The 24755-nt window shown below is 46.1% G+C and carries 14 protein-coding genes; 3 read left to right on the top strand and 11 right to left on the bottom strand.

The genetic code is table 11. The features are described 5' to 3' along the window. Positions 1–748 precede the first annotated feature (748 nt). Positions 749–3223: a beta-galactosidase GalB gene (gene galB, locus BQ5591_RS08865; RefSeq protein ID WP_071149035.1), complete on the bottom strand. Its 2475-nt coding sequence runs from the start codon at positions 3221–3223 to the stop codon at positions 749–751. 12 nt (positions 3224–3235) lie between these two features. After that, entirely contained in the window at positions 3236–4408 is a 1173-nt protein-coding gene (locus BQ5591_RS08860) for a glycoside hydrolase family 53 protein (RefSeq protein ID WP_071149034.1), read from the bottom strand. Positions 4409–4805: 397 nt separating this feature from the next. Here BQ5591_RS08860 and BQ5591_RS08855 point away from each other — a divergent pair, with 397 nt between their 5' ends. From BQ5591_RS08855 to BQ5591_RS08845, 3 genes are all read left to right on the top strand, one after another. Then, positions 4806–5810, top strand: a complete 1005-nt coding sequence (locus BQ5591_RS08855; RefSeq protein ID WP_071149033.1) for a LacI family DNA-binding transcriptional regulator — start codon at positions 4806–4808, stop codon at positions 5808–5810. Between the two features lie 61 nt (positions 5811–5871). Continuing rightward, on the top strand, positions 5872–7236 hold the full coding sequence (locus BQ5591_RS08850) for an SLC45 family MFS transporter (protein ID WP_071149032.1): 1365 nt from the start codon (positions 5872–5874) through the stop codon (positions 7234–7236). 149 nt (positions 7237–7385) lie between these two features. Beyond that, on the top strand, positions 7386–9698 hold the full coding sequence (locus BQ5591_RS08845; RefSeq protein WP_071149397.1) for a family 65 glycosyl hydrolase domain-containing protein: 2313 nt from the start codon (positions 7386–7388) through the stop codon (positions 9696–9698). A gap of 122 nt (positions 9699–9820) precedes the next feature. Here BQ5591_RS08845 and BQ5591_RS08840 read toward each other — a convergent pair whose 3' ends face one another. From BQ5591_RS08840 to BQ5591_RS08800, 9 genes are all read right to left on the bottom strand, one after another. After that, on the bottom strand, positions 9821–11056 hold the full coding sequence (locus BQ5591_RS08840) for a sodium ion-translocating decarboxylase subunit beta (protein ID WP_022162146.1): 1236 nt from the start codon (positions 11054–11056) through the stop codon (positions 9821–9823). Next, a complete protein-coding gene (locus tag BQ5591_RS08835; protein ID WP_022162147.1) occupies positions 11056–12891 on the bottom strand; it encodes a biotin/lipoyl-containing protein in 1836 nt (611 codons plus the stop codon). The genes BQ5591_RS08840 and BQ5591_RS08835 overlap by 1 nt, the downstream gene beginning before the upstream one ends. A 42-nt stretch (positions 12892–12933) precedes the next feature. After that, complete coding sequence (locus tag BQ5591_RS08830) at positions 12934–13194, bottom strand: OadG family protein (RefSeq protein WP_022162148.1); 261 nt, start codon at positions 13192–13194, stop codon at positions 12934–12936. 966 nt (positions 13195–14160) lie between these two features. Then, positions 14161–15636, bottom strand: coding sequence for a glycoside hydrolase family 30 protein (locus BQ5591_RS08825; RefSeq protein ID WP_071149031.1), 1476 nt, complete (start codon positions 15634–15636; stop codon positions 14161–14163). 30 nt (positions 15637–15666) lie between these two features. Next, the gene (locus tag BQ5591_RS08820; protein ID WP_071149030.1) at positions 15667–17112 is read right to left on the bottom strand and encodes a sulfatase; all 1446 of its coding nucleotides are present in this window, start codon (positions 17110–17112) and stop codon (positions 15667–15669) included. Positions 17113–17156: 44 nt separating this feature from the next. Further along, positions 17157–19340 carry an alginate lyase family protein gene (locus BQ5591_RS08815; protein WP_071149029.1) on the bottom strand — a complete coding sequence of 728 codons (2184 nt, stop codon included), beginning with the start codon at positions 19338–19340 and terminating at the stop codon, positions 17157–17159. Positions 19341–19352: 12 nt separating this feature from the next. Beyond that, on the bottom strand, positions 19353–20903 hold the full coding sequence (locus BQ5591_RS08810; protein ID WP_083380912.1) for a sulfatase family protein: 1551 nt from the start codon (positions 20901–20903) through the stop codon (positions 19353–19355). A 46-nt stretch (positions 20904–20949) separates the two neighbouring features. Further along, positions 20950–22947: a heparin-sulfate lyase HepC gene (gene hepC / locus BQ5591_RS08805; protein WP_071149027.1), complete on the bottom strand. Its 1998-nt coding sequence runs from the start codon at positions 22945–22947 to the stop codon at positions 20950–20952. Positions 22948–23078: 131 nt separating this feature from the next. Then, positions 23079–24746, bottom strand: a complete 1668-nt coding sequence (locus BQ5591_RS08800; protein WP_071149026.1) for a RagB/SusD family nutrient uptake outer membrane protein — start codon at positions 24744–24746, stop codon at positions 23079–23081. Positions 24747–24755 lie beyond the last annotated feature (9 nt).

Below are 24755 nucleotides of genomic sequence, written 5' to 3'. Positions count from 1 at the left end.
TACTATTCTTTTTCTTTCAACCGAAACTGTCACGTGCCGTTTACATAGCATTCCTGACTATAAGGTACAAAATGACTGAGGCAAATATATAGGTTATCGGATTATGTAAAGATACAGGAAGAGTTAAATGTCGAAATTGAAACATGCAAACGATTGCACCAGACGCGCAATGCCTCTCACTGTATATGAAGTTACCTGCTTTTCAGCCTCTCCTACAACACAGACGAACAATGCTTGTACTGCTCGCGAGAGACACTTGCATTGTTCACGAGCCACACTTGCACCGCTCGTGAGCCACACTTGTGTTGCTCAACTGCATTGCTTGCTACATCGCCTGACAACGATTGTTACACCTCCTGACATTGATTACGATTCCTTCCTGCATTAATACCTATTTTCTCCGACCAATGTAGATGTTTACACTCGTAAAGTATCACTTCAGAGATACAAAGTAGTACTTTAAAACAGCCATAACAGACATCCGACAAGACAGTCAGAATGCGTACATACCCACAAAAGTTCTGAAACGTAGTTTTTTGCTTTCACGCTTTCACCGTCTCCCTATAGTCTGATTAACAAACAATTGCGGTGAAACATGAGGTTTCACCCACGTTTCACCGCAATTTCAAAAAACAGGATTACGACTGTGTCTGATCAGTCTTTCCAGAATAGTCCTTTCACCGTAAACAACTTGTATTTAACCACTTACGGTGAAACCTCACCGATTATAGGTCTTTCTTCCGGCGTTTCACTTCACTTTCAGCATCAGCTTTCCTGCCTTCACCCCTTTGGCTTTGGCTTCGAACACCAAATTGCCCGACTCAGCTCCACTTTGTACAATAGCTGTCAGCTGACCGCTGAAGGCATGCATACGGGGCAGATGGAAAAGATCGAGGCAGGTTGCATCGCCATTGGCAGCAGCACGGAAACTTCCCGCTCCTTTCACAGTGAAAGAAACCAGACGGTCGTCGGCCGGACAAAGATTGCCATCCTTGTCTACCACCCGAACCGTTATATAAGCCAGGTCTTTGCCATCGGCCGAAAGTGCCGTACGATCGGCCACCACTTCCAGATGATGAGGTTTGCCCGCTGTACGTACAGTCTTTTCTTCCACCTTCTTGCCACTGTTATCGTAAGCCACCACTTTCAGTTCGCCCGGCTCGTAAGGCACGTCGGTCCACATCAGCCGATAACGGCGCTGCAACCACAACGAATCCTTTCCCTGCAAAGCACGAGCCTCATCGGATGTCAGTTTTCGCTGCTTGCCATAGCTTTTACCGTTTACAAAGAGTTCAGCCTCGGGATAATTGGTGTAAACAAAGACCGGTGTATTCTCTCCTTCACGTCCCGGCCACGTCCAATGAGGCAGCACGTGCAGCGTATTGTCCCGCTTGTTCCAGATGCTGCGATACAGGTAGTAACGGTCTTTAGGCAGACTGGCCAGGTCGATGATACCAAATACCGAGCTGTGGCTGGGCCAAGCATCAGTATCGTAAGGCGAGGGTTCGCCCAAGTAGTCGAAACCCGTCCATACAAACTGCCCCAGCGTCCAGTCGTAATCGTCAGCCAAAGCAAAATCCTCATCGGGCACATTCGACCACGAACAAGCTTCCAGGTCGTAACCCGACGACTGATGGTCGTCGTACATAGCCTGTTTCTTCAGTTCAGCCGGGAATTTATAGACTCCACGCGAGCTGACAGTCGATGCCGTTTCAGAACCCAGCACCAGATTCTGCGGCAGTTTCTCGTAAGACTCCACATAGCGGTGAGTGCGATAATTCAGTCCCGGCACATCGAGCATGGCCGCGAAGCCATTGGCCAGCACGCACGACACCTGATCCATACCACACGTCACAGGGCGTGTCGGATCCTCGCGATGACAAATGTCTTGCAAGAACGAAGCTACCTTGTAACCTTCAGGACTGCATTGCGTAGGCACTTCGTTTCCGATGCTCCACATCACCACGCTAGGATGGTTGCGATACTGGCGAAGCATGTTTACCATATCCTTCTCGGCCCACTCCTTAAAGAAGCGGTGATAGCCGTTTTCGCATTTGGCAATGTCCCACTCGTCGAAAGGTTCCACCATCATCATAAAGCCCATTTCATCGCAAAGTTCAACCAACTCCGGCGCAGGCATGTTGTGCGACGTACGGATGGCATCACATCCCATATCTTTCAACAGTGTCAGCTGACGGCGAAGAGCCGCTACATTGATTGCGGCTCCCAACGGGCCAAGGTCGTGATGATTGCATACCCCCTGGAACTTACGATGCTGGCCGTTCAGGAAGAAACCTTTGTCGGCCACCAACTCAATGCTGCGGATACCGAAACGGGTAGTATACTCGTCGGTCTGCTGCCCATCTACATAAATCTTTGAAACGGCCTTATATAAATAAGGTGTTTCGGGGCTCCACAACCGGGGAGCATCGACCAAGAAATTCTGTTCGAAAGGCTGACCGTGATTAATCTTCATCGTATTGTCTTTCGAAGCCACCACTTCACCTTCCGGAGAAAGAATCTGGGTCAAGATACGAACATCCTTCATCCCGGCTCCCTCAACAGTTGTTTTCAGACAAACTGAAGCATATTCGGCAGAAACGTGCGGTGTTGTCAGTTGCGTTCCCCATACCGGTACATGCACAGCCTCCGTCGCCACCACACGTACATTTCGGTAGATTCCGGCTCCCGGATACCAGCGAGACGACTGCGGACGGTTTTCAAGGCGGACAGCCAGTAGGTTCTTTGCTCCCTCTTTATTTAAATAAGGTGTAACGTCGCAATGAAACGAGTTATAACCGCACGGCCAGAAACAGACTTCCTGTCCGTTGACATACACACGAGCCTCGCTCATGGCGCCATCGAATACCAGCGACACCAGCTTACCAGCCGGAGCCTCGAACGTAGTCCGATACCACCCTACCCCAACATACGGCAAACCACCCGTACGTCCGGTCTTTACCGAAGCCGCAGTCTCCAGATTCTGAGTGACAGCCACCTCCTGCAAGTCGTGACTACGGTCGAAAGGACCATAGATGGCCCAGTCGTGAGGCACGGTCACAGCTTCCCACTGCTTGTCGTCAAAGTCAGGTTTCATGGCATCAGCCACATCACCTTTCATAAATTTCCACCCTTTTTCCAATAAGGTTTCCGTTCGCTGCTGCGCAACAGCCATCCAAGCCAGTAATGCGCAACATAAAGTCATCAATAATCTTCGGTTCATATTTATTCTTTATTATTCTTTAAACCCATCCATGATTACAGTCGGCCGGCCATCTTCGGTAAAAGCTCCCAAGCGGTATTGGCCCGGTTTGCATTCTGGTTCCCAATAGAATACACCTTTACACTTGTTTCCAGTATTTTCACGGCATTCTTTTATGAGACGTGCCAGTTGCTCTTTACCCTGTTTCAATACGGCATCGCTTGCCAGGCGTCCTTGGTCGTCAGCACACTCCATACCCGTCTCTACTACCATCACATCGCATCCGTAACGGGCACTTACCTTCTTAATATTAGCAATACAATCCGTAATCGTTTTTTCTGCCGTATATTCAGGATGTTCCTGCATGGTCCAATAAGGATAGATCGACATACCTATCATGTCCCATTTTCCGCCGTTCTTCTTCAGCTCGTCGAAGAACCAGGTATAAAGTCCATTATCATATCCATTGTCCAGATGAACAATGACAATGGCTTGCGGGAAAACCGCCTTTACGGCATCATAACCTGTATTTATAAAAGTGGCCAAATTGGCCCAGTTAGCCCGATATTTTATCTCAGTCGAAGTCGTATTCGATCCTTTCACGTCGCAAGCACGGATGTCATACGAAGCTCCGCTCAGCGAAGCATCTTCGTCCCACAACATACCCGGACGGATTTCGTTTCCTACCTGTACCCACTTCGGAGTAACTCCGGCCGCCTTCAATGCATTCAATACTTCGGTCGTATGGTTCGCCAACGCTTTCTTCAATTCGTTTATTCCCAATCCTTTCCAGGCAGCCGGCTTATGCTGCTGACCGGGATCGGCCCACCAGTCGCTATAATGAAAATCGACCATTACATCCATATCCAGTTTCTGAGCCCTTTTGGCTTTCGCTACCAGATCTTCCGTGTTGCACCAGTTGTCATGCTCCTTCGGATCAACCCATACACGCAAGCGGATGGCATTAAGCCCATATTCTTTCATCAAAGCCGTACATTCACGTGCTTCTCCAGCCTGATTCTTAAAAACATGTCCTTGACTTTCCATTTCAGTCACCCAGCTGATATCAGCCCCCTTAGCAAAATCCTGGCTTTCTGTGACAGTAGAATCTTCCTCCGACTCTTTATTATTAGAGGTTCCGTCTCCGCACGATGACAATAACAACAAGGCTCCCAGCGTCCAACTCATAAAGTAAAAGTGTTTCATAGTCTACTATTTAATAAATAAAACATATATACATAATCAACGATTCACCTAAAACAGGCTACAATGACCTCAACCTATTCAACAATAAGAGTACACAACTTATTATTCCTTAGATAATAGCTGAACCGCCTCAAAGATAAACAAATCTTCTACAACAACTATAAAGGCCTTTGACAAAAATACAAAAAACAACAGTAACACAGCCACCTTGCAAGAGCTACAAAGGAGCTCACCTATGCAATCGTTTGCAAAAACGGATAAACCGATAACAGTCAAGACATAAAACATTTTCAGGCAAATCGCTTACATTTGCAATGGGAACAAGAATATTATGCCTTGATACTTATTTAGGCAGACAACTTTTTTGCCTACCTTTGGGTAGAAAATACCGATACTTATGAATAAACCTCAAATCACCATCAAAGACATAGCACGCGCACTGAAAGTTTCGCCGTCGACGGTTTCCAGAGCGTTGAAAGACAACCCGGACATCAGCCAGGAAACACGCGATCTGGTACATGCCTATGCCAACAAACATAACTACAAGCCCAATGTACAGGCCGTGAATCTGCGGGCAGGACGGAGTAACACGATAGGCGTCATCGTTCCTCAAATGGTACACCATTTCTTTTCGTGCGTACTGAGTGGAATAGAACAGGCCGCTTCGGAAGCAGGTTACAATGTGCTTGTGGCCCAAAGCAACGAATCATACGAACAGGAAGTAAAAATCATACACTCATTTCTCGCAGCCCGTGTTTGCGGTGTCATTGCTTCACTGGCTAAAAACACCTCGCATTACGAGCACTATCAGGAACTGCTGGACAATAATATTCCGATTGTCTTTTACGACCGTATCTGTACCGGTCTGAATACAGAACGGGTGGTAGTCGACGACTATGCCGGATCGTTTGCCGCCGTTGAGTACATGATACAGACCGGATGCAAACGCATCTTTTTCTACGGTTCCGCACCTCATCTGGAAATCACCAAGAACCGCCGGAACGGCTACCTGGATGCTATGAAGAAATACCACATTCCGGTAGATGACACTATGATAAAGCTGTGTGATACCCGCGAACGTGCCATTGCCATCACCCCCGACCTGTTGGAATCGGAAGAGCGTCCTGACGGTTTTTTCGCCATCAACGATGAAACGGCTGCCGGAATTCTTTATGCCTGCAAACTGGTAGGCATAAAAGTCCCCGACGAAGTTTCCATCTGCGGATTCACCGACGGAGCCATCGCCCAAAACACCGATCCCAAACTGACAACCGTAGAGCAACACGGTGAAGAAGTCGGAAAAAGTGCTTTCAGCATCCTGGCCAACAAACTGGAAGGAGAAGAAAAACGCAGCAACAAGATTGTCAGGACAAACCTGATTATCAGAGGCACAACCAAATAATTTCTAAACCGATTCTGATTCAGGGTAACAACCAACTGAAAAACAATTAACAACAAATATCATGAAAGTAAAACCAGACTTGAGTTTTTGGAAGCTGTGGAACATCAGCTTTGGCTTCTTTGGCGTACAGATAGCCTACGCCCTTCAGAGTGCCAACATCAGCCGCATCTTTGCCACGCTGGGCGCCGACCCTCACTCTCTTAGTTATTTCTGGATACTGCCACCGCTGGCCGGTATCATTGTGCAACCACTGGTAGGTGCTGCAAGCGACCGCACCTGGACCCGCTTCGGGCGCCGCATTCCTTACCTGTTCATCGGCTCGCTTATTGCCGTACTGGTGATGTGTCTGCTTCCCAACGCCGGTAGTTTCGGCATGGAAGTAAGTACAGCCATGATCTTCGGACTTTTTGCCCTTATGTTTCTTGATACATCCATCAATATGGCCATGCAACCTTTCAAAATGATGGTAGGCGACATGGTAAACGAAAAGCAGAAAGGACTGGCCTACTCCATCCAGAGTTTCCTATGCAATGCTGGCAGTCTGGTCGGCTATCTGTTCCCCTTCATTTTTGCATGGATTGGAATCCAGAATACGGCTGCACAAGGAGTGATTCCCGACTCCGTTATCTATTCATTCTACATCGGAGCCGTTATCCTCATTCTTTGTGTCATCTATACCACTGTCAAAGTAAAGGAGATGCCTCCTAAGGAATATGCCGAATATCATGGTATCAGCGAAAACGAAAAGAAAGAGAAAACCAACATGCTGAAACTATTGGTGAAAGCCCCCAAAGCTTTCTGGACAGTAGGTCTGGTACAGTTCTTCTGCTGGTTTGCCTTCATGTTCATGTGGACTTATACCAACGGCAGTATCGCAGCCAACGTATTCGACGCACCTACTGTAGAAACCGTCGTGAACGGTGCTAAAAAAGTTTTGCTCGACACCACCAGCCTGCAATATCAGGAAGCAGCCAACTGGGTCGGAGTACTTTTCGCCGTACAGGCCATCGGTTCGGTACTGTGGGCCATTTGCATCCCCATGTTCAAAAACCGTCATCTGGTCTACTCTCTTAGCCTTATTCTGGGAGGAATCGGTTTTATTTCCACCTATTTCATCCACAACCAGTATGCACTGTTCATTTCGTTCATCCTGATTGGATGTGCCTGGGCAGCCATGCTTGCACTTCCTTTCACCATCCTGACCAACTCTTTAAGTGGTGGCCACATGGGTACTTACCTGGGACTGTTCAACGGCACCATCTGCATTCCGCAGATTATAGCAGCCGCACTGGGTGGTTCCATCCTGTCACTGTTCACTCCGGAAGGTTGTCTTCCTCCCGAAATCAATATGTTGGTGACAGCAGGCGTCATGCTGATTATCGGAGCAGCCTGCGTTTATATCATCAAAGAAGGTAAAGACAGTTAATACAAACACCGTCGCGACATTGCCTGTTGGCAAACCAGGCATCATTCTGTCGGGTCATGTAGGAGAAATGCTCCACATTGTTTCCCGACAGAGTGATGCCTTTTCATTTTATTTCTTATCTTTACGCCCATAACACTAATACGAATGCCATGAAAAAGTACCTGAAAACCGATGAATGGAACATAATAGAAGACAAGTTTCATGCCGACAACCTCCGCATGTCTGAAAGCATATTCAGCTTGGGCAACGGAAGGTTCGGACAACGTGGTAACTTCGAAGAGCCATACAGCAGCGACAGCTACCAGGGCTCGTTCGTAGCCGGCATTCCTTTCCTCGACAAAACACGGGTTGCATGGTGGAAAAACGGATTCCCCTATTACTACACACGCATACCCAATGCGGCCAACTGGAGCAGCATTCACCTGAGACTTATAGACGAAGAACTGGACCTTGCCCAATGGGATGTGGAAAGCTTCAACCGCCGACTCGACATGTACGATGGTATCTCCTACCGCGATGTAAAAGTGACTTCGCCACGCGGCAACAGCCTGCAACTGCATGTAGAACATCTGGCCAACATGGCTTTCCCCGATCTGTGTCTGATCAGCTACAATGTTACTTCCCTAAATTATAGCGGGAAATTGTCACTTCTCCCACTACTCGAAGCCAACCTGAACGAACGCTCGGAACAGACCGAAGAACGGATATGGAACCTGCTTGATTCGGGAGTTGCCCATGACTGCGCCTACTTATGGACACAGACCCGACGGGAAGATGCTCAAGTGTGCTATGCCATGACTTACCAATTCTATAAAAACCACAAAGAAGCAAGCCACAACCCCATACGCATTGAAAAAGGCAAGCAAACCGGCTTCAGCCTTGGCATCGACATGAAGCCCGGAGACACCGTAACCCTTCTGAAATATGTTGTGATAGCCTCTTCGCTTTATTATGAAAGACAAGAACTTGTCGAAAAATCCATTCACATAGCCCGTGAGGCCAAAAACAAAGGATGGGAAACCTTAACCCAAGCTCATAAACAGGCCTGGCACGACATTTGGGAAGAAGCCGATGTCGTCATCGAAGGAGATCCGGAAGCACAGCAAGGAATCCGTTACAATATTTTCCAACTTTACCAGACTTATAGGGGAGACGACCCAAGACTGAACATTGCCCCCAAAGGGTTTACAGGAGAAAAATACGGAGGCAACACTTATTGGAATACCGAACTGTGCTGTGTTCCCTTCTTCCTTTTGTCCACTCCAAGGCAAATAGTCAGAAATCTGCTGATGTATCGCTACAACCAGCTTCCCAAAGCCATTGAAAATGCCCGAAAATTAGGATTTGACGGTGGCGCCGCTCTCTTCCCGCAAGTAACCAACAACGGAGAAGAATGCCACAGCGAATGGGAAATCACTTTCGAGGAAATACACCGAAATAATATCATCGTGTATGCCATCATACAACATGCAAGCATCACAGGATCGATAGACTACATACTGCAATACGGCCTGGAAGTAATGATTGCCATCTCCCGTTTCTGGAGCCAGCGTACTACCTTCTCACAGGCCAGGCAGCAATATGTCATTCTGGGAGTGACCGGCCCCGATGAATATCAGAACAACGTAGACAACAACTGGTACACAAACTTTTCGTGTATACGTTGCCTGAAGATGACACTGAAACATCTGGATCTGGCTGCACAACAATATCCCGAAGAATACAAGCGTATATGCGCAGCCACACATTTCGACTACGAAGGCGAAACGCCTTTGTGGCGCGACATCATCGAACATATGTATCTGCCCCAAGATGCGGAGAAAGGAATTTTCGTACAGAACGACGGCTTTATGGATAAAGTGCTGCAAACAACAGATGCCATCCCTCAAGCCGAACGCCCCATCAACCAGCATTGGTCCTGGGACCGCATTCTCCGCTCCTGCTACATCAAGCAAAGTGATGTCCTGCTGGGCCTCTACCTTTATTATTTCCTGTTCGATACCGAAACTGTCCGGCGCAACTTCGACTTTTACGAGCCCATGACTGTTCACGAGTCGTCGCTGTCGCCCCACATACATGCCATACTGGCTGCACGCATCGGCGAAACCGAAAAGGCTTATCAACTGTTTGTACATGCTACCCGAATGGATCTGGACGACTACAACAATGAAGCCGATCAAGGATTGCATATCACCAGTATGCCTGGTTCGTGGCTGGCCATTGTCCGAGGATTTGCCAATCTGCAAACACAAGCCAATGAGTTAAGCTTATCGCCTGTCCGGCCTTCGCAATGGGAGAAATACGCTTTCCGAATTAATTTTCAAGGCAGGAAACTAAAAATAGAAATAGGCACAAAAATACAGATTACATTGCTGACCGGCGAAACCTTAAACGTTAAGATATATGATGTTGACTACCAACTGACTCCAGAACAACCGTTGTGCATAGCCTGCAACGGCTGATCCGTAACTGCAGCATTGCCACAACAACCAGCAAACTAAAACTTATATCACTCACCTGTTAAATAAAAAAAGGATGCACCGCTCCGATGCATCCTTTTTCACATTATCATCACAACTAATTATTATCCCAAGAACGAGATAAGCACACCGGCAGCCACGGCAGAACCGATCACACCGGAAATGTTGCTCGACATACAATAGTTGAGCACATGGTTCTTCGGATCATATTTTGTAGCAATCTCATTGCACACACGGCTGGCCATAGGCACTGCACTCAAGCCGGTAGCACCGATAAGCGGGTTGATCTTCTTTTTCGAGAAGAGATTGACTATCTTTACAAACAGAATACCACCCGAAATAGACAAGGCGAATGCAAGGAAACCACCAATAACAATACCGATTGTCGTCCAGTTCAGGAATGCCTCGCTCGTCATAGTAGCACCGACACTCAGTCCCAGGAAAATGGTAGCCGCATTCATAATGCTGTTGGCAGCCGCATCGAACAGACGGCTCGTATCCGAACCGATTTCCTTAATCAGGTTACCGAACATCAACATACCGATCAAAGGTACGGCAGTAGGCACGAACAAGGCCACAATGGTAGTAACCGCTATCGGGAAGATAATCTTCAGCACACGCAGGTTCTTGATTTCCGTCTTCGAAGGATAAAGTTTCTCCTGCTCCTTCATGTTGATCATCAGTTCTTTCTTGGTACAAAGCAACTTCACTACCAACGGAATAATAACCGGAACCAATGCCATATACGAATAAGCAGCAATAGCTATCGGGCCCAACAGATGGGGAGCCAGCTTGATCGTAGTAAAAATAGCCGTAGGACCATCGGCACCACCGATAATACCCAATGCTGCAGCTTCTTTCGGAGTGAAGCCCATCAGTACGGCACAAAGCAATACGGTAAAGATACCCAGCTGGGCAGCCGCACCGAAAATAGAAAGACGCAAATTACGAAGCATCGGACCAAAGTCAGTCAACGCACCTACACCCATAAAGATGACAGGTGGCAGGAAACCGGTCTTTATCAACATATAGTAGATGAAGTTCATCAGTCCCAGCTCGTGAGCAATTTCGTGCAACGGCATCTCCCAGATGTTCTTCATCACTCCGTTCACCATCACCATGCCGTTCTCGTCGGCTTGGATAACTCCCATTTCACCTCCAGGAAAATTGGCGATAAGCACGCCGAAGGCAATAGGTATCAGCAAAAGCGGTTCGTAATGCTTCTTGATACCCAAGTAAAGGAGAACGAAAGCAATGGCATACATCACAAGGAACGACGGATCGGCAATGATATTGCTGAATGCCGTCATGTCATAGAGTTTTGCAAATATATCTTCCATTATCCAATCTTCATTAATACATCATCTTCTGAAACTGAATCTCCCGGATTGACACAGATGGCAAGAACCGTTCCGTCAAAATCGGCACGGATGGCATTGTATGTCTTCATAGCCTCGATGTAACCCAAAAGATCACCTTTTTTCACCTTATCGCCCACCTTTATCGGAGTTTCCTGTGTATTCTTGGTCAGGAAGAACTTTCCTTCAAGCGGTGCAGGAACGTCTTTGCCTTCGCCTACAGGAGCTTCAACCTTGGCTGTAGCCGAAGCAGGCAGATCGATATCGCCATAAGCCACTGTCACACGATAAGACTGCCCGTCCACCTGTACGGTAAGCGTTTTCGGTTTGGCATCGTCCAGCGGAGACTTGTCGCGTTCGGCACGGCGTTTTTCCACATCAGCAAGGAAGTCTTCTTTTGCCTTTCCACTCTTATAAGCCTCGTATTGTGCAGGGTGCATGGCATATTCGAAGAGTTCTTCGTCGTCTTCGCCTGTCTCCCACTTGTTTTCCTTCATCATCTTGCGATACTTGTCGAGACAGTCGGGATAATTATCTTGCGGATTACCGGTGAAGAACTTGCGTCCTTCGCGTTCTGCCTTCTCCACAATTTCCGGAGCCAACTGACCCGGCAATTTTCCGGCTTTACCCAGAATCATATCCCAAATGTCGTCGGCTATCATACCCCAACGTTCCTTGCCTTTCTCCATGGCAATAACGTTCATCATGGCCAGGTTCTTGACATACTGGCTGAAAGGCGTTACCAAAGGAGGATAACCTACACGGGGCCATACATAAGCCACTTCGTTGAACAGCTTGATGAGCAGTTCGTCCTGCTTCATAAACGGCAGGTTGCGTTTGGCCTTGTATTTGTTGATGCTTTCCAGATTGGTTTCCAGATCGGCCATCAGACTTCCCATCATACCACCCGGCAGTCCCGGCCCGATCAGCAGGGAATTCATCAGACGGTTGCGAGGCGAGATGTACAGTCCCAGAAAATCGTCCATGAATTCCTGAATCAGGGCACGTACTTTCATATAAGCCTCCATGTTGATTTCCGGCACCTTGAATCCGGCATCTTTCAGCATGGCCTGCACACTGAGCAAATCAGCATGGCCTGTGCCCCACGACAAAGGCTCCATACCTACATCGATATAGTCGCATCCGGCTTCGCAGACAGCCAGAATGCTGGCCATGTTGAATCCGGGACCCGCATGACTATGGTACTGTATAGGAATATCCGGATGGGCAGCCTTGATGTTGGCCACAATCTTGCCCAAGGTTACAGGACGTCCGATACCGGCCATATCCTTGATACAGATTTCATCGGCTCCTAACTTGATGAGTTGCAAAGCCATGTCTGTATAGTATTCTACCGTATGTATGGGTGAATGAGTGATACACAGCGAACATTGCGAAATCATGCCTGCTTCGTGAGCATATTTGATAGAAGGGGCTATGTTGCGAATGTCATTCAGACCGCAAAAAGTACGGGTAATGTCCGTTCCCTGCGCTTTCTTTACCTTATAAAACAGCTTTCGCACATCAGCAGGAACTGGGCTCATACGCAAACCGTTCAACGCACGGTCCAACATATGGGTTTGAATACCTGCTTCATGAAAAGGCTTTGTCCAGGCACGTACGGCCTTATTGGGGTTTTCTCCAAACAGCAGATTTACTTGTTCGAAGCCGCCACCGTTGGTTTCAACACGGGCAAAACATCCCATTTCGACGATAGCGGGAGCTACTTTCACCAGCTGGTCTACACGTGGCACATACTTACCGGCACTCTGCCACATGTCCCTGAATACCAAGCTGAACTTTATTTCTTTCTTCATACCTTATTAATTGAATTTGTATATTACTTCTTTTCTTATCGATTACAGTTTCTCTACTTTAGTCACTTTTCCTTTATCGTGTGTCACTACCGACACCGCAGCAGCAATGGCGGCCATAATATTGGCAGGAACCGGGGCAGGCGCATTGGCTCCAGCTGACTTGGCAGGGACAGACTCTTCGGGTGCGTATTTATTCACCAGCGCAATAAGTCCTTTTCCTAAATAGATAACAATCAGCAGGATAGCAAATACTGTTGCCATACCTACCACCATTAGCAAAAGTGCGATATTCAAGTTCTCCATACTTATAGTTTATTAGTTATTTAGCCAGATTTCAAAAAAATCGTTCGAAATTACTGAATATTACTGAGAAAAAGTCGTTCAATTGTGATAAAATATATTAAAAAGGAAGATATACAATCCCCAGCCTTCCTTCTTAACTACTTAACAACCAAGAGGTAATTTACACTCTGCCATCACCTGAGCCTTCTTGATTCATAAACACCCTGCACACACATACAACTACATCTTACCCGACATCCAATCCGTGATAAACCGTGTCATCTACAGTGTTTTTCAGCAGTTTGCAGGATGAAGTTTCATCGTAATTGTCTTGGGAATGAGCTGTTTGTGGTGAAAGATGGATACGCGGACAACGCGGAGAGGACGGACGAACGCGGATTTTAATCTTTAAATACAGGCAGAACAGATTTCCTGAAAGGGGTGAAAGTTGATGCCAGTCTTGCAATAATTTTTTCCCAGTTAGGAAAAAATTATTGCCTAGTTAGCAAAAAATTTTTCTCTAACTGGGAAAAAATTAACGGGTTATACAGCCATCCCGATTTATGTTTCACCGAATGTCGGTGAAGCTTTATCTTTCACCATATTCTGCTGAATATCAACAAGAAATTCCGCATTAAAAGCGTGAACCCAATTTCCCTTTTTCTTTTTTTATCCGTGTTAGTCCGTCCTCTCCGCGTTGTCCGCGTATCCATCCTTCACCCGTTATTCATTTTTAATCATCCACTTTCCATTCTTAACTACCTACTTTAGCCGCGTAACATCGGTAGTTGGCCAGCGTAATAAGTATTGCCAATAAAGTCCACGAGTATTGCAAGTGTGGCTCGCGAGCCGTACAAGTGTCGCTCATGAGCCGTGCAAGTGTGGTTCACGGACTTGTTTTGCAAGCCTTGCAAAACAAAAAAAGCCGGACTGGGAAACTCTTCCCGTCCGGCCCTTCTATTCATTTTCAATGTCCTCAGTCAGACATCATTTGGCATAAAACGTATTAAACGAATGGCCTTGTAGACTTACAGTCAGGTACTTGCCACCCAACTGAACTGTCAGCTGACGGGCATCATCGTTGAAATTGGCAGCTACAACCAAATATTTGTTATCCGGCGTAAGCAACAGCATGGCAGGCAGCCCATCCTCACCTTTTTCTCTATAAGCCAACACCTTAGTACCTGCAACAACTTTGTTGCTGAAGTGTTTCACGGCATAGTATTCGGGAGTATAAGTAGCGGCTCCTGTCTTCGAATCCACCCGAATCAAAGCATTCTGTTTCCATCCCCAGGCACTGGTACCTTCGTCGCACAGGATGGCATTCCAGATGGTATATTCTTCGCAACCATTCCCCAGATAGTGATTTATCAGATGGAAAGTGTGCTCGGCAGCTTTCCAGTCGAACGTACCCGAACCACATTCACTTTCGGTCTGCATGTATTTATAGTCGGGATACTTCTTACGGATTTCGGGCAAAATCTGTCCGCCCCACCACTGGAAACCGATTCCCTCAACAGCATCTTTCATGCGGGGATCGGACAAGACACGGTCGACCAGCTCGATACGATTCGTATTCAGCGTACCTAGGTAAAGTTGTACATCGGGCAACTGTTTCTTCAGCGTAGGTGCCAGATACTCTACATTGAAACGGATGATGCCTTCGGGTGTCCAGGCACAAGCAGGATAGATGGAATAAGCCCACGGCTCGTTCTGGAACATAACCCGATTGACAGGAACACCCAGTTCACGATAGGCCGACACGAACTTGCAGAAGTAATTGGCATAGGTTTGCAAATAACGCGGATCCTGGATAAAGTAGTCGTTCTCGGTAACCTGTTTGGGATAGAAACGCTTGTCTACATTCTCCACTCCTTCGTAAAGGGCTATTTCGGCTTCGGCAGGCAGACGGTTGACCTTGGCATTGCTCTTGACGGAATAATAATGGTTCACCTTCATCCAGGAAGGAGGCGACCAGGGAGATATCCAGAACGTCAGGTCGGGATTTACCTTCAAGGCACGCTTCACGTAAGGGATAAGCGTCTGACGGTCGCGGTCGATGTTGAAGTATTTCAACGTAAAGTCGCCCGGCACTTCGTCACAACTGTACCAGTCGCGTGCATAGTCGTTGGCATTCATGGGGATACGTCCCATCGTAAACTTCAACTCACCACCGGGAGCAAAAATCCGGTTCAACACTTCTTCCTGGCCTTCCAACGGCAGCATGTTCAAAGCATCCCAGCCCAGTTCGTTAAAACAGGTTCCCCACTTCTGGAAGGTCTGTATGCAATCCGTACCATCCGTTTTCAACAAAGGAGCCTCCTCACACTTGGCCTGGAGTTTCACTTTCGCTTCCTTCCAGACGTTTCCTTCGGTACTGCTAATCCACACCATGGATTGAGCGTACATACCCGACAGGCTGAATAAAAGCCCACCGAGCAAAAAGATTTTTTTCAGATTCATGGTTCTCTATTTAAAGTTAGTATTCCTATTTTACCGCAAATGGATTTCCTGTCTTTTGCGACCGATGAAATCCTTGAAACGTTTTATCAGCTTCTGGTATTTCTTCTCTCCGGCTGCATTTCTGTTTTCCTGCGGATCGAGCCTGTAGTCAAACAGCGCCTCGTCCACTACACGGCTCTGTGACTTGTCGTACCACTCGGCATAACTGAATTCCGGCGTTACTACATTCACTCCTTTTCCCCACTGAATAAAAGCACAATCACGATGTTTTGCTTCAGGATTCTTCAGCACCGGCAGAAAGCTGCGCCCCTGCAGATGTTCGGGCAACGTGATGCCGCAAACCTCGCACAAAGAAGGATAGATATCTACAAACTCCACAATACTACGGCTCTGTCCTGATGTTGCGTCCGGACAACGAACCATCAGCGGAGCATGAGTAGCTTGCTGAAGCAACGTATGCTTGCCCCAAAAGTCATGTTCGCCCAAGTGCCAGCCATGATCGCCCAACAGCACCACAACCGTATTATCGGCCAGTCCCAACCGCTCCAGTTCATCCAATACCAGTCCGATTTGTGCATCGACAAAACTGACACAAGCATAATAGGCATGACGGGCCTCGCGATGGAAGTCCTCGGCCGAAGTATCGGTCACCCGTGTATACTGGAATATCTCCCTGGAACCTTGCACCTGCTCGGACAAGCCCTCGGGACGGTAGCGGTTATCGGCAATCTTGATGTCCTCCCTCCGATACAGATCCCAGTATTTCTTTGGAGCGATGAACGGCAAATGAGGTTTACGGAATCCGACAGCCAGGAAGAACGGACGGTCCATCTCTTTCAGACGATTCAACTCGGCCACCGCTTTACGGGCTATCTGATTGTCTTCGTAGCAACTGTCGGGCACATCGGCCGCTTCGCAATAGGGGCCACGATGACTTTGCGGATGAAGTTCGGCTTCGGGAATTTCCGTCTTCCATACATTCCACTTGTTGTACAAAGCCCAGTCGCCACTGGCCGGACTCACAATCCAAGGCGATTCGCTCCAACTGTCTGTCCGATCATCGAAATGATGGAACACCTTGCCAAGGGAAAGCGTATAATACCCGGCATTCTTAAACGCCAACGGCAAAGTGACCACGCCGGGCAGATCTTTTTCCGAACGGGTTTCGGCATCCACAAAACGACCCTCGACAATATCGGGATATACTCCCGTCAGCAAACTGGAGCGGGAAGCTCCGCTCACCGGTACGTTGCAATAAGCCTTCTGGAAGACTACCGACTGCTCTGCCAACTTGTCAAGATGAGGTGTAATGGCCACATCGCTACCATAGCATCCCAACTCCGGACGCAAATCATCTACCACGATGAACAGCACATTTTGTTTTTCCTGAGCCTGCAAGGCAGATACGGACAGACACGAAGCAGCCAGCAAGACTGCCCGGGAGGGTTTACGATAGAAGAAGGAAGGATAGAACATAATACCAAAGTTTTGATTTTTAAGAAAACGGCATGCAGCCAGCTTTAGTTGTCCAAACTACGCTTGCGCCACAATGCCTCTAAATAATAATAATCGGCATACGAAAGAGGTACATCCACTTCGCTCTCGTGAGGAGCAGAACCGGTGGAATGCAAAAGCAGGAAGCCATAGTTTGCCCCGTATTCCGACTGATAAGATCGGTTCAGACTATCAATTATCTTATCGGCTGCTGCCTTATACTTCTTGCCTTTCTCCATATCGGCATACTCCGAAAGTTCGTACAAGCCTGAAGCTATGATCGCAGCAGCCGAAGCATCACGAGGAACATCCGGAATGCCGGGAGCTTTCATATCCCAGTAAGGCACACCGTCTTCGGGCATATTGGACCAAGACAATATGAAATCGGCAATAGCCTCGGCCTGGCGTAAATAAGCAGCCTCTTTCGTAAAGCGGTAGCACAGAGTATATCCATACAGTCCCCAACCCTGTCCACGACTCCAGAACGAATCATCCGAATAGCCCTGATAGGTGCACTTCATACGGGCTGCACCTGTAGCCGGATCATAATCCACCACATGATAGGAAGAATAATCACTACGGAAATGGTTCTTCATCGTTGTATTGGCATGGTTCACGGCCACTCTCCAGTAAAGAGAATCACCTGTCAGCTGAGTAGCGCTGAACAGCATTTCCAGATTCATCATATTATCTATAATGACTGGATACTTCCAACGATCCCGGTTAAAGTCCCAGGAACGAATACACTTCACACGATCATCGTAACGCGAAACCAAAGTCTTGGCAGCCTGTATCACCACATCCTTATAAGAACGTTCTCCTGTCCACTGATAAGCCTTTCCAAAACTGTTATTCACCATAAAGCCCAGATCGTGCGTACCCTTATAACGCTTCACTTCTTCCAGTGGCCAGGTGAAACTGATGGCCTGCTGACGCCAATAATCGTTGTTCGTATAAGCATAAACATGCCACAAACTGCCCGGAAAGAACCCTGAGCACCAGTCGTAAGGCGATACCAATGCCAACGATCCATCCTTGGCAATACTACGCGGAATCACTTTCCTTTTACAGATATTATCTTTCTGTTTCTTTGCCTTGTTGGTCGCAGCAATAGCAAAATCCAACTGCCGGCAAGCAAAAGCAAAAGCATTATCCACGGACGAAGGAACCGCATACAACAAATTAAAACGGTCTTTCCAGTCAATTATCCGATGTGTGTCATATACCTTCAAGTACCCTCTACGGTTGGTGTCAAGATATACGGCTGCCCGATAAAGGTCCTGATACAACTTTTGTTGCGTACAATCCCATCCATCGTCTTGTCGATAAGGCCATTCACTTACATCTTTTCCGGCAAATTGTGCCAGATAATCCATCGCATCGTAAAGGCTACGTCCGTCCGACGACTCAAGGCCATCAATCTGCAATCCCCGATGCTTGGCCATCAGACAGATATCAATCAAATAATGCAGATTACGCTGTGAAGCATCAAAAGAGTGTTTACACTCCAGTTCATAAGGTTGTTTCCCCGACGGCTCTATCTGCTTGAAAATACGTTTGACAGGAATTGATTCTATCACTTTATCAGCCACTTCCTTTTTACCTATATATAAGGCATAAGCTATGACTTGCGCATCGTAAGCCGTTCCCCGATGGCCGGCCCATGCCTTCGCATCCACTTCTTGTGAAGAGGCTTGCATACCGTCCAGTAAATCAGCGAGCCAGGCTTTCAACCTCTTAGCATCTTTGGAAGTCAGCTGGCTGGAAGCTTCGAGCAACTGTACAGCATCCAGCATTTCAATGAACGGATAGGTTTCGAGTACATCAAAATTGTCCGGAGTCATCCGGGTATTCTTATCCAGGAAATTCGTCCGTATCAGCTCAACAGCCTTTTGAGCATAAATTTCTTCCTCACTAAAAAAGTATGCCAAAGCCAATGTTGTGATTCGATCGGAAATCATATCCACCCGCTTACATGAAGATTCACATTCAACTCCGGATAACGGTTGTTGTGTATCCACAGTGTCGGCTCCGATCTTTAAATATCCATCCGCTTGCGTTTTCAGTTCCTGCAGCGAAGCGGCATAATAAGCATCCTGCACCGACTGCTTGACATCCGTCAGATGATTTCTATCCCAAACAGACTGTGCATGCAATGAAAGTGAACAGCAGGAAATAACAAAAACACGTAATATCGATCTCAAATTCATAGCCCCATCCTATTAATAATTAATCCTATTAGCAAATTTTCTCTCCTTGGCCCATGTATCTTCCGATACTTTTAACCAATTGCCCAATTCTGTTTTTAAAAACTCAGCCTGTTTTTCAGGAATCTCTTCCAGTGTCAGCGAAGTCTGCTGATAAGGATCTTTTATATTATCGAACAACAGATAATTGCCATCCTTTTGTACCACATAAGAATAACGGTCGGTACGCACTCCTTTCTCTTTCAGCATAAAGTAGAAAGAAGACTGAGGCTTCTGGACGCTACCAAAATCACCGGTAAGAATGCCCTGAGAGTAATTTTTCCCTTTCACCGTATCAGGAAGTCGGTCAGCCAGTCCCAGCATGCCCAACAAAGTTGGCATAATATCCTGTGCTCCTATCATCAAATCATTTATTTGCGGTTTCAGTTGCGCCGGGTAACGCATTATGAATGGAATCAGCAAAGCCTCATCATAGATCACACCTTTGGCCATTCTGCCATGGCTTCCCATCATTTCTCCATGATCGGCAGCAAATATCACCAATGTATTATCAGTCAGTCCCTCCTCATCCAAAGCATTCAGAACACGGCCAATCTCATCATCGATGCATTTAACCAATGAAAAATAAACCTTGGCTTCCAGTGATAACCTCTCCAAATTTTTCGCTTGTTTGCCTTCGCCATACTCTACATTGGGACGAAGCAACAATTCCTTAGAACCTAAGTCCTTATAATATTTATTAAAGACCTCTTCCCGGCAATCGCTTACACTGGAATAGGGTGTATGAGGAGGATTCAAACTCCAAAACAGGCTGAAAGGTTTAGACGAATCCCGTTCCCCTTCACGGTTTTTTAAATACTTAATTACAACATCAGCCTCAACTTCCGAAGTAAAACGGTGATAAAAATAAGCCTCTCCATCCTTCTTCCCTCCGACCAATTCCGGACGGTTGGAATAGGCCACCGCATTGAAATGATTATCCCTCAACTGCTGGAACCAAAACTTATTACTTTTACGACCTCTTCCTTCCGGAATGTAAGTATCATAATTATAGGTATAATGTCCTCCTGGCTCTTCTGTAGTACCTACATAATTTCCTTTTTTATCGAATAAAGGTTCGGTACGATGCCAATGCGTTTTGCCTACGTAAGCGGTCTCATATCCCGATGCTGCCAGCACGTCTGTAAAACAAACAATACTGTCTGGAATGCCTTGCTTTTTCCCTTTAAAACAATTTGTATCTACCCCATTTTTCTCAGGGAACATTCCTGTCATTAACATGGCACGATGAGGACTGCTTAAAGGGCAAGTACTACAGGCACGACTAAAGACAACGCCCTGTTTAGCCAATCGATCCAAATTGGGCGTATGAACAGGATCACCCACGGTACTCAAAACATTACGATATGCCGGATCGCTCCATAAACTCAATGCATTCAACCGATATTGGTCTGCAAATATGTACACCAGGTTTGGTCGTTGTTCCTGTCCGAATGCCTGCGTAAATACTCCAACAGCAAATGTAAAAGGAAGTCCCCATTTTATTTTATCAAAACAAAACTCCATATTCTTCTATTTATTAAAAAACATCCATAATTTTATTTCATCACTTTTATAAATTGGCAGCTAAGTTAAACTTTTTCCCGTCAATCATTACTGTAACCTCTACACCATCCTCCTGAAAATGTTTGTTCGAAAAAGATGCATATATTTTCGGGGCGTTATCAGCGTTCTTCACCGGATAAATGACAGAGATATAGCGCACTGTATCTTTCCCTTTCTTTTCAACATCCAGCGCAACAGCCTTACGAGGTACCCGCTTCCGATAGGCAGTAGAACGCCATCCTTCCACTTCGTTCATCACGGCTTTCTGCTCAGGAAAACACTGTAACTTTACATTGCTATCCCCTTCGTAAGACGTTGTAATCGCAAAATCAGCCTTGTTTATAGAAACTTCTCCTTCAGCCAAATGATAGTTCAGATTCACTGTACTAGTGGCTGTACCCACCGCTTCATCTACAATCACAAAAAACTTCTGATCGACAAAAAAGACCGTCCGCCGATGTTTCAGGTCGGCATAACTTGGATTCTCTGTCACCAGAATCTGCACATCACCTTCCGGCTTCCAAAGTTTTGTAACCGACTGCGTTGTTTCCAGATTCTTGCCGTCAAGTGTCAGTGTATTGTGCGAAGCTGTCCGTCGGAACCAGTTTCGAAGTTTCATCACTTCACCATGTCCGGCATAGATATACGAACCACTGTCCGGAAAAAGATTACGACCATTCACCCAAAGTTCGAAAGTGCCATTATCGGGCTGGCAATGCCATTCTCCCTTGGGTCCGGCTTTTACAACCATTACCGTAGCATCTTGTTTCCAACCAGTTCTAAACGTAAAGAAGCCTGATTTCTTTGCCGCATGAGATAAGTAAGGTAAAGGAGTTCCTTCACGCCCTTCGGTTGCATAAAAACGAATCCATTCGCAATCGGGAAATAGCTGAAGCCATTCTTTATAGTTTCGGATTTCTCCAGAACGTTCACCCAACTTGGCATCACTGAAACAAGGGTTTGTATAATCAGGGAAACAAATATTCGAATAGAACTCAATCATATTTTTTATTGTCTGTGCATATTCTTCCGGAAACTCCTGGCGGAATCCGTTTACATCGGCCATGCGAAGTGCTTTACAAAAGATATTAATGGCCGCCAGATGATAATGAGGATCCAGTTCAAACTGTCCTCCATCGGCATATACCTGTTTCTTTATTTCCCGGTTCAGCACCTCAATACCGCTCTTTCTCCACTTCTCCGCATCTTTCAGCTCCGGGAAAAAGGTACCTGCATATACCATACGCTGTGCTTCAAACAATAAGTGATTGCCTTGTTTGGTATAATGCTTCAATATATGAGCGGCATGACGATGATAATTCACCAGAAATTCTGTCAGGAACTCCGGAGTAAAGAACTTAGACGAATTAAAAAGCAAAAACTGAGGTATCTGATCCTGTATGCGGTGACTGACTTCCAGCGGTCGCCAGGCATAACGCATATTCTCTTTATCTCCTTTCAGATTACCTTCAATGACTTGCTGAAAATCATCATCGTTTATTTCAATTAAAGGATTCTTTTTAATCCAGTCCATATATTGAAACACCCATTCACGGGCATATTTCTCATCTCCAGATACCCGATATACCTTTCCCATAGGTGTAAACCACTTGTGACGATGCAATTGCCAGCGCAATTCATTATCTTTCACCGGCCAATACTGCCAATCTATATCTTTGCCATAATTGAAAGAAGGCTGATATCCTTCGTGTACAAAAAAGGTATGCTCCAATGCATCATCGGCCCATTGCCAGTCTCTTTTCGAAGCTTTGATATGTTCTAAGTCCAAATCAGGATAAACTATTCCAGAACGGTTTCTGTAATAATCCAGCAAAAGCTCAGCGGCCTCTTTCCATTGTTGTCTTCCACAGGCATCTTTCACTTTCTCCAATCCGGGATAATCCAAATTCAGCAAATCAAAAACTTCCGTCCGCAATGTTTGCGCCTGGATCAGGGCAGAAAACAGACTAAAGCAGACAACTAAAATAAATCTCAAAGTTTTCATGGCATCAATCCTCACTACAAATTTGCAAATCTGATAAAAAATAAGGTTACACAGACTTCCACACCATTTTTCAATTCATGTCCATCTGTGTAACCTACTTTAAACAATCTAATTACCTCTCCAGACGATTATTACCAACCCGGATTCTGTCCCAAATTGGGATTCTTGAACCGTTCTGTATTAGCAATCGGATAGAAATATAAATTGTCTGTTATGGTACGTGATTCCAATAAGAATTTGGTATATTCAAAGTCATCACCATTCTTCACAACCTTAACGCCATAAATATCAGCTGTCTCGTCCAAGTCCTTCCAACGACGAACATCCCAGAAGCGATGACCTTCGAAAGCCAACTCTACACGACGTTCATTCTTCAGACGCTTCACGAAATCTGCTTCGCTCATACCACTCGGCAGTTCGGGCATGTTTACATCTGCACGGGCACGCACCTGATTGACAGCTTCACGCGCACTTAAAGGAAGTTCACCATCCTTATAATCCGGATTATGGAAAGCATTCACCATTGCTTCTGCATAGTTCAGCAATACTTCAGCATAACGGAACAGAATCCAGTTATGGTTTTTAGCAGTCACTTTGCTACCAGACTCAAAACTGATGGAATTATTGACGTACTTCTGCAAATAATAACCTGTTGTTGTAGCATTTTCAATCGGAAGTCCGTTAGCTCCTCCTTCCCAGATTTCTACATTGTTAACCGGCCACTTCATATTATTATAAACGATAGTCATTCCCATACGAGGGTCACGGTTCGCATAAGGATTGGCTTTCATATCAGGATTGCTCCAATCAAAAGCTGAACCGTCTGTCATTTCATAAGCATCCACCAAATTCTGAGTAGGACAAGTGGAAGTGCTACCGCCTTCTACTCCCATCGGGAAGTTAGCCTTCTCAAAATCTCCGTTCTCACCAGTGGCACGAGCTAAAATAACTTCGGCAACTTTGTTATTGGTATCATTGAACAAATCGGAATATTTCACCAGTTTATAGCCCAGCTCGGAAGAAGAGCCAATGATTTCATAAGCAGCCTTGGCTGCTTTTTTCCAGTTCTCCGCATTGTCACTGCTATACAACGGACTTGCCATATAGAGCAACATACGTGCTTTTAAAGCCAATGCCGTACCTTTGGTAACGCGACCAGTCTCTGCATCCGGAAAACTCTTGTAATCCACCGGCAAATAGTTAGCTAAATCAGAACATTCGTCCACAATGAACTGTGCAATCGTCTCAAAGGTAGCGGGAGTAACCTGATTAGCTTCTTCCTGTGTCAATACTTCTGTAACAAAAGGAACATTATGATAGCGTCTGATCAACTCAAAGTAGAAATAAGCACGCAGGAACCGTACTTCGTACTTGTAATTGTTAAAGCACTTCATCATATTCTCATATTCATCGGAATATTTCCAGTCATCGAAAGTCAGATTAGCTGTCTCTGCCAGATACAAATTGGCAGCCCGAATGCCTGTATAATAATTGCTCCACTGATCATCAACCGTATTGTTCGCAGACCAAGTACCGTTCACAAACCGTTGAATGTTGGAAGAATCGTATATATGAATAGCATCATCTGTCGCAGCATCGAGCATAGCTCCGTCTATCGAACAGAAATCGGCTTTCAAATATCCATAAATGTTCGTCACCAACTGTTTTACACGAGTATAACTATCCAGAACATCCTCTTTGGTATAGTTATCGGACTCATCACAATCCATAAAGTCGCATCCAGTAAGCGTAAACAACGACAGAAGCAATGCAAGTCCTTTTATTTTAATATTCTTCATCTTAATCAC

This window comes from Bacteroides ndongoniae, assembly GCF_900108345.1.
GTDB classification, from domain to species: Bacteria; Bacteroidota; Bacteroidia; order Bacteroidales; family Bacteroidaceae; genus Bacteroides; species Bacteroides ndongoniae.
The sequence above is the reverse complement of the archived record's forward strand: the minus strand, read 5'-3'. Positions and strand labels throughout refer to the sequence as shown.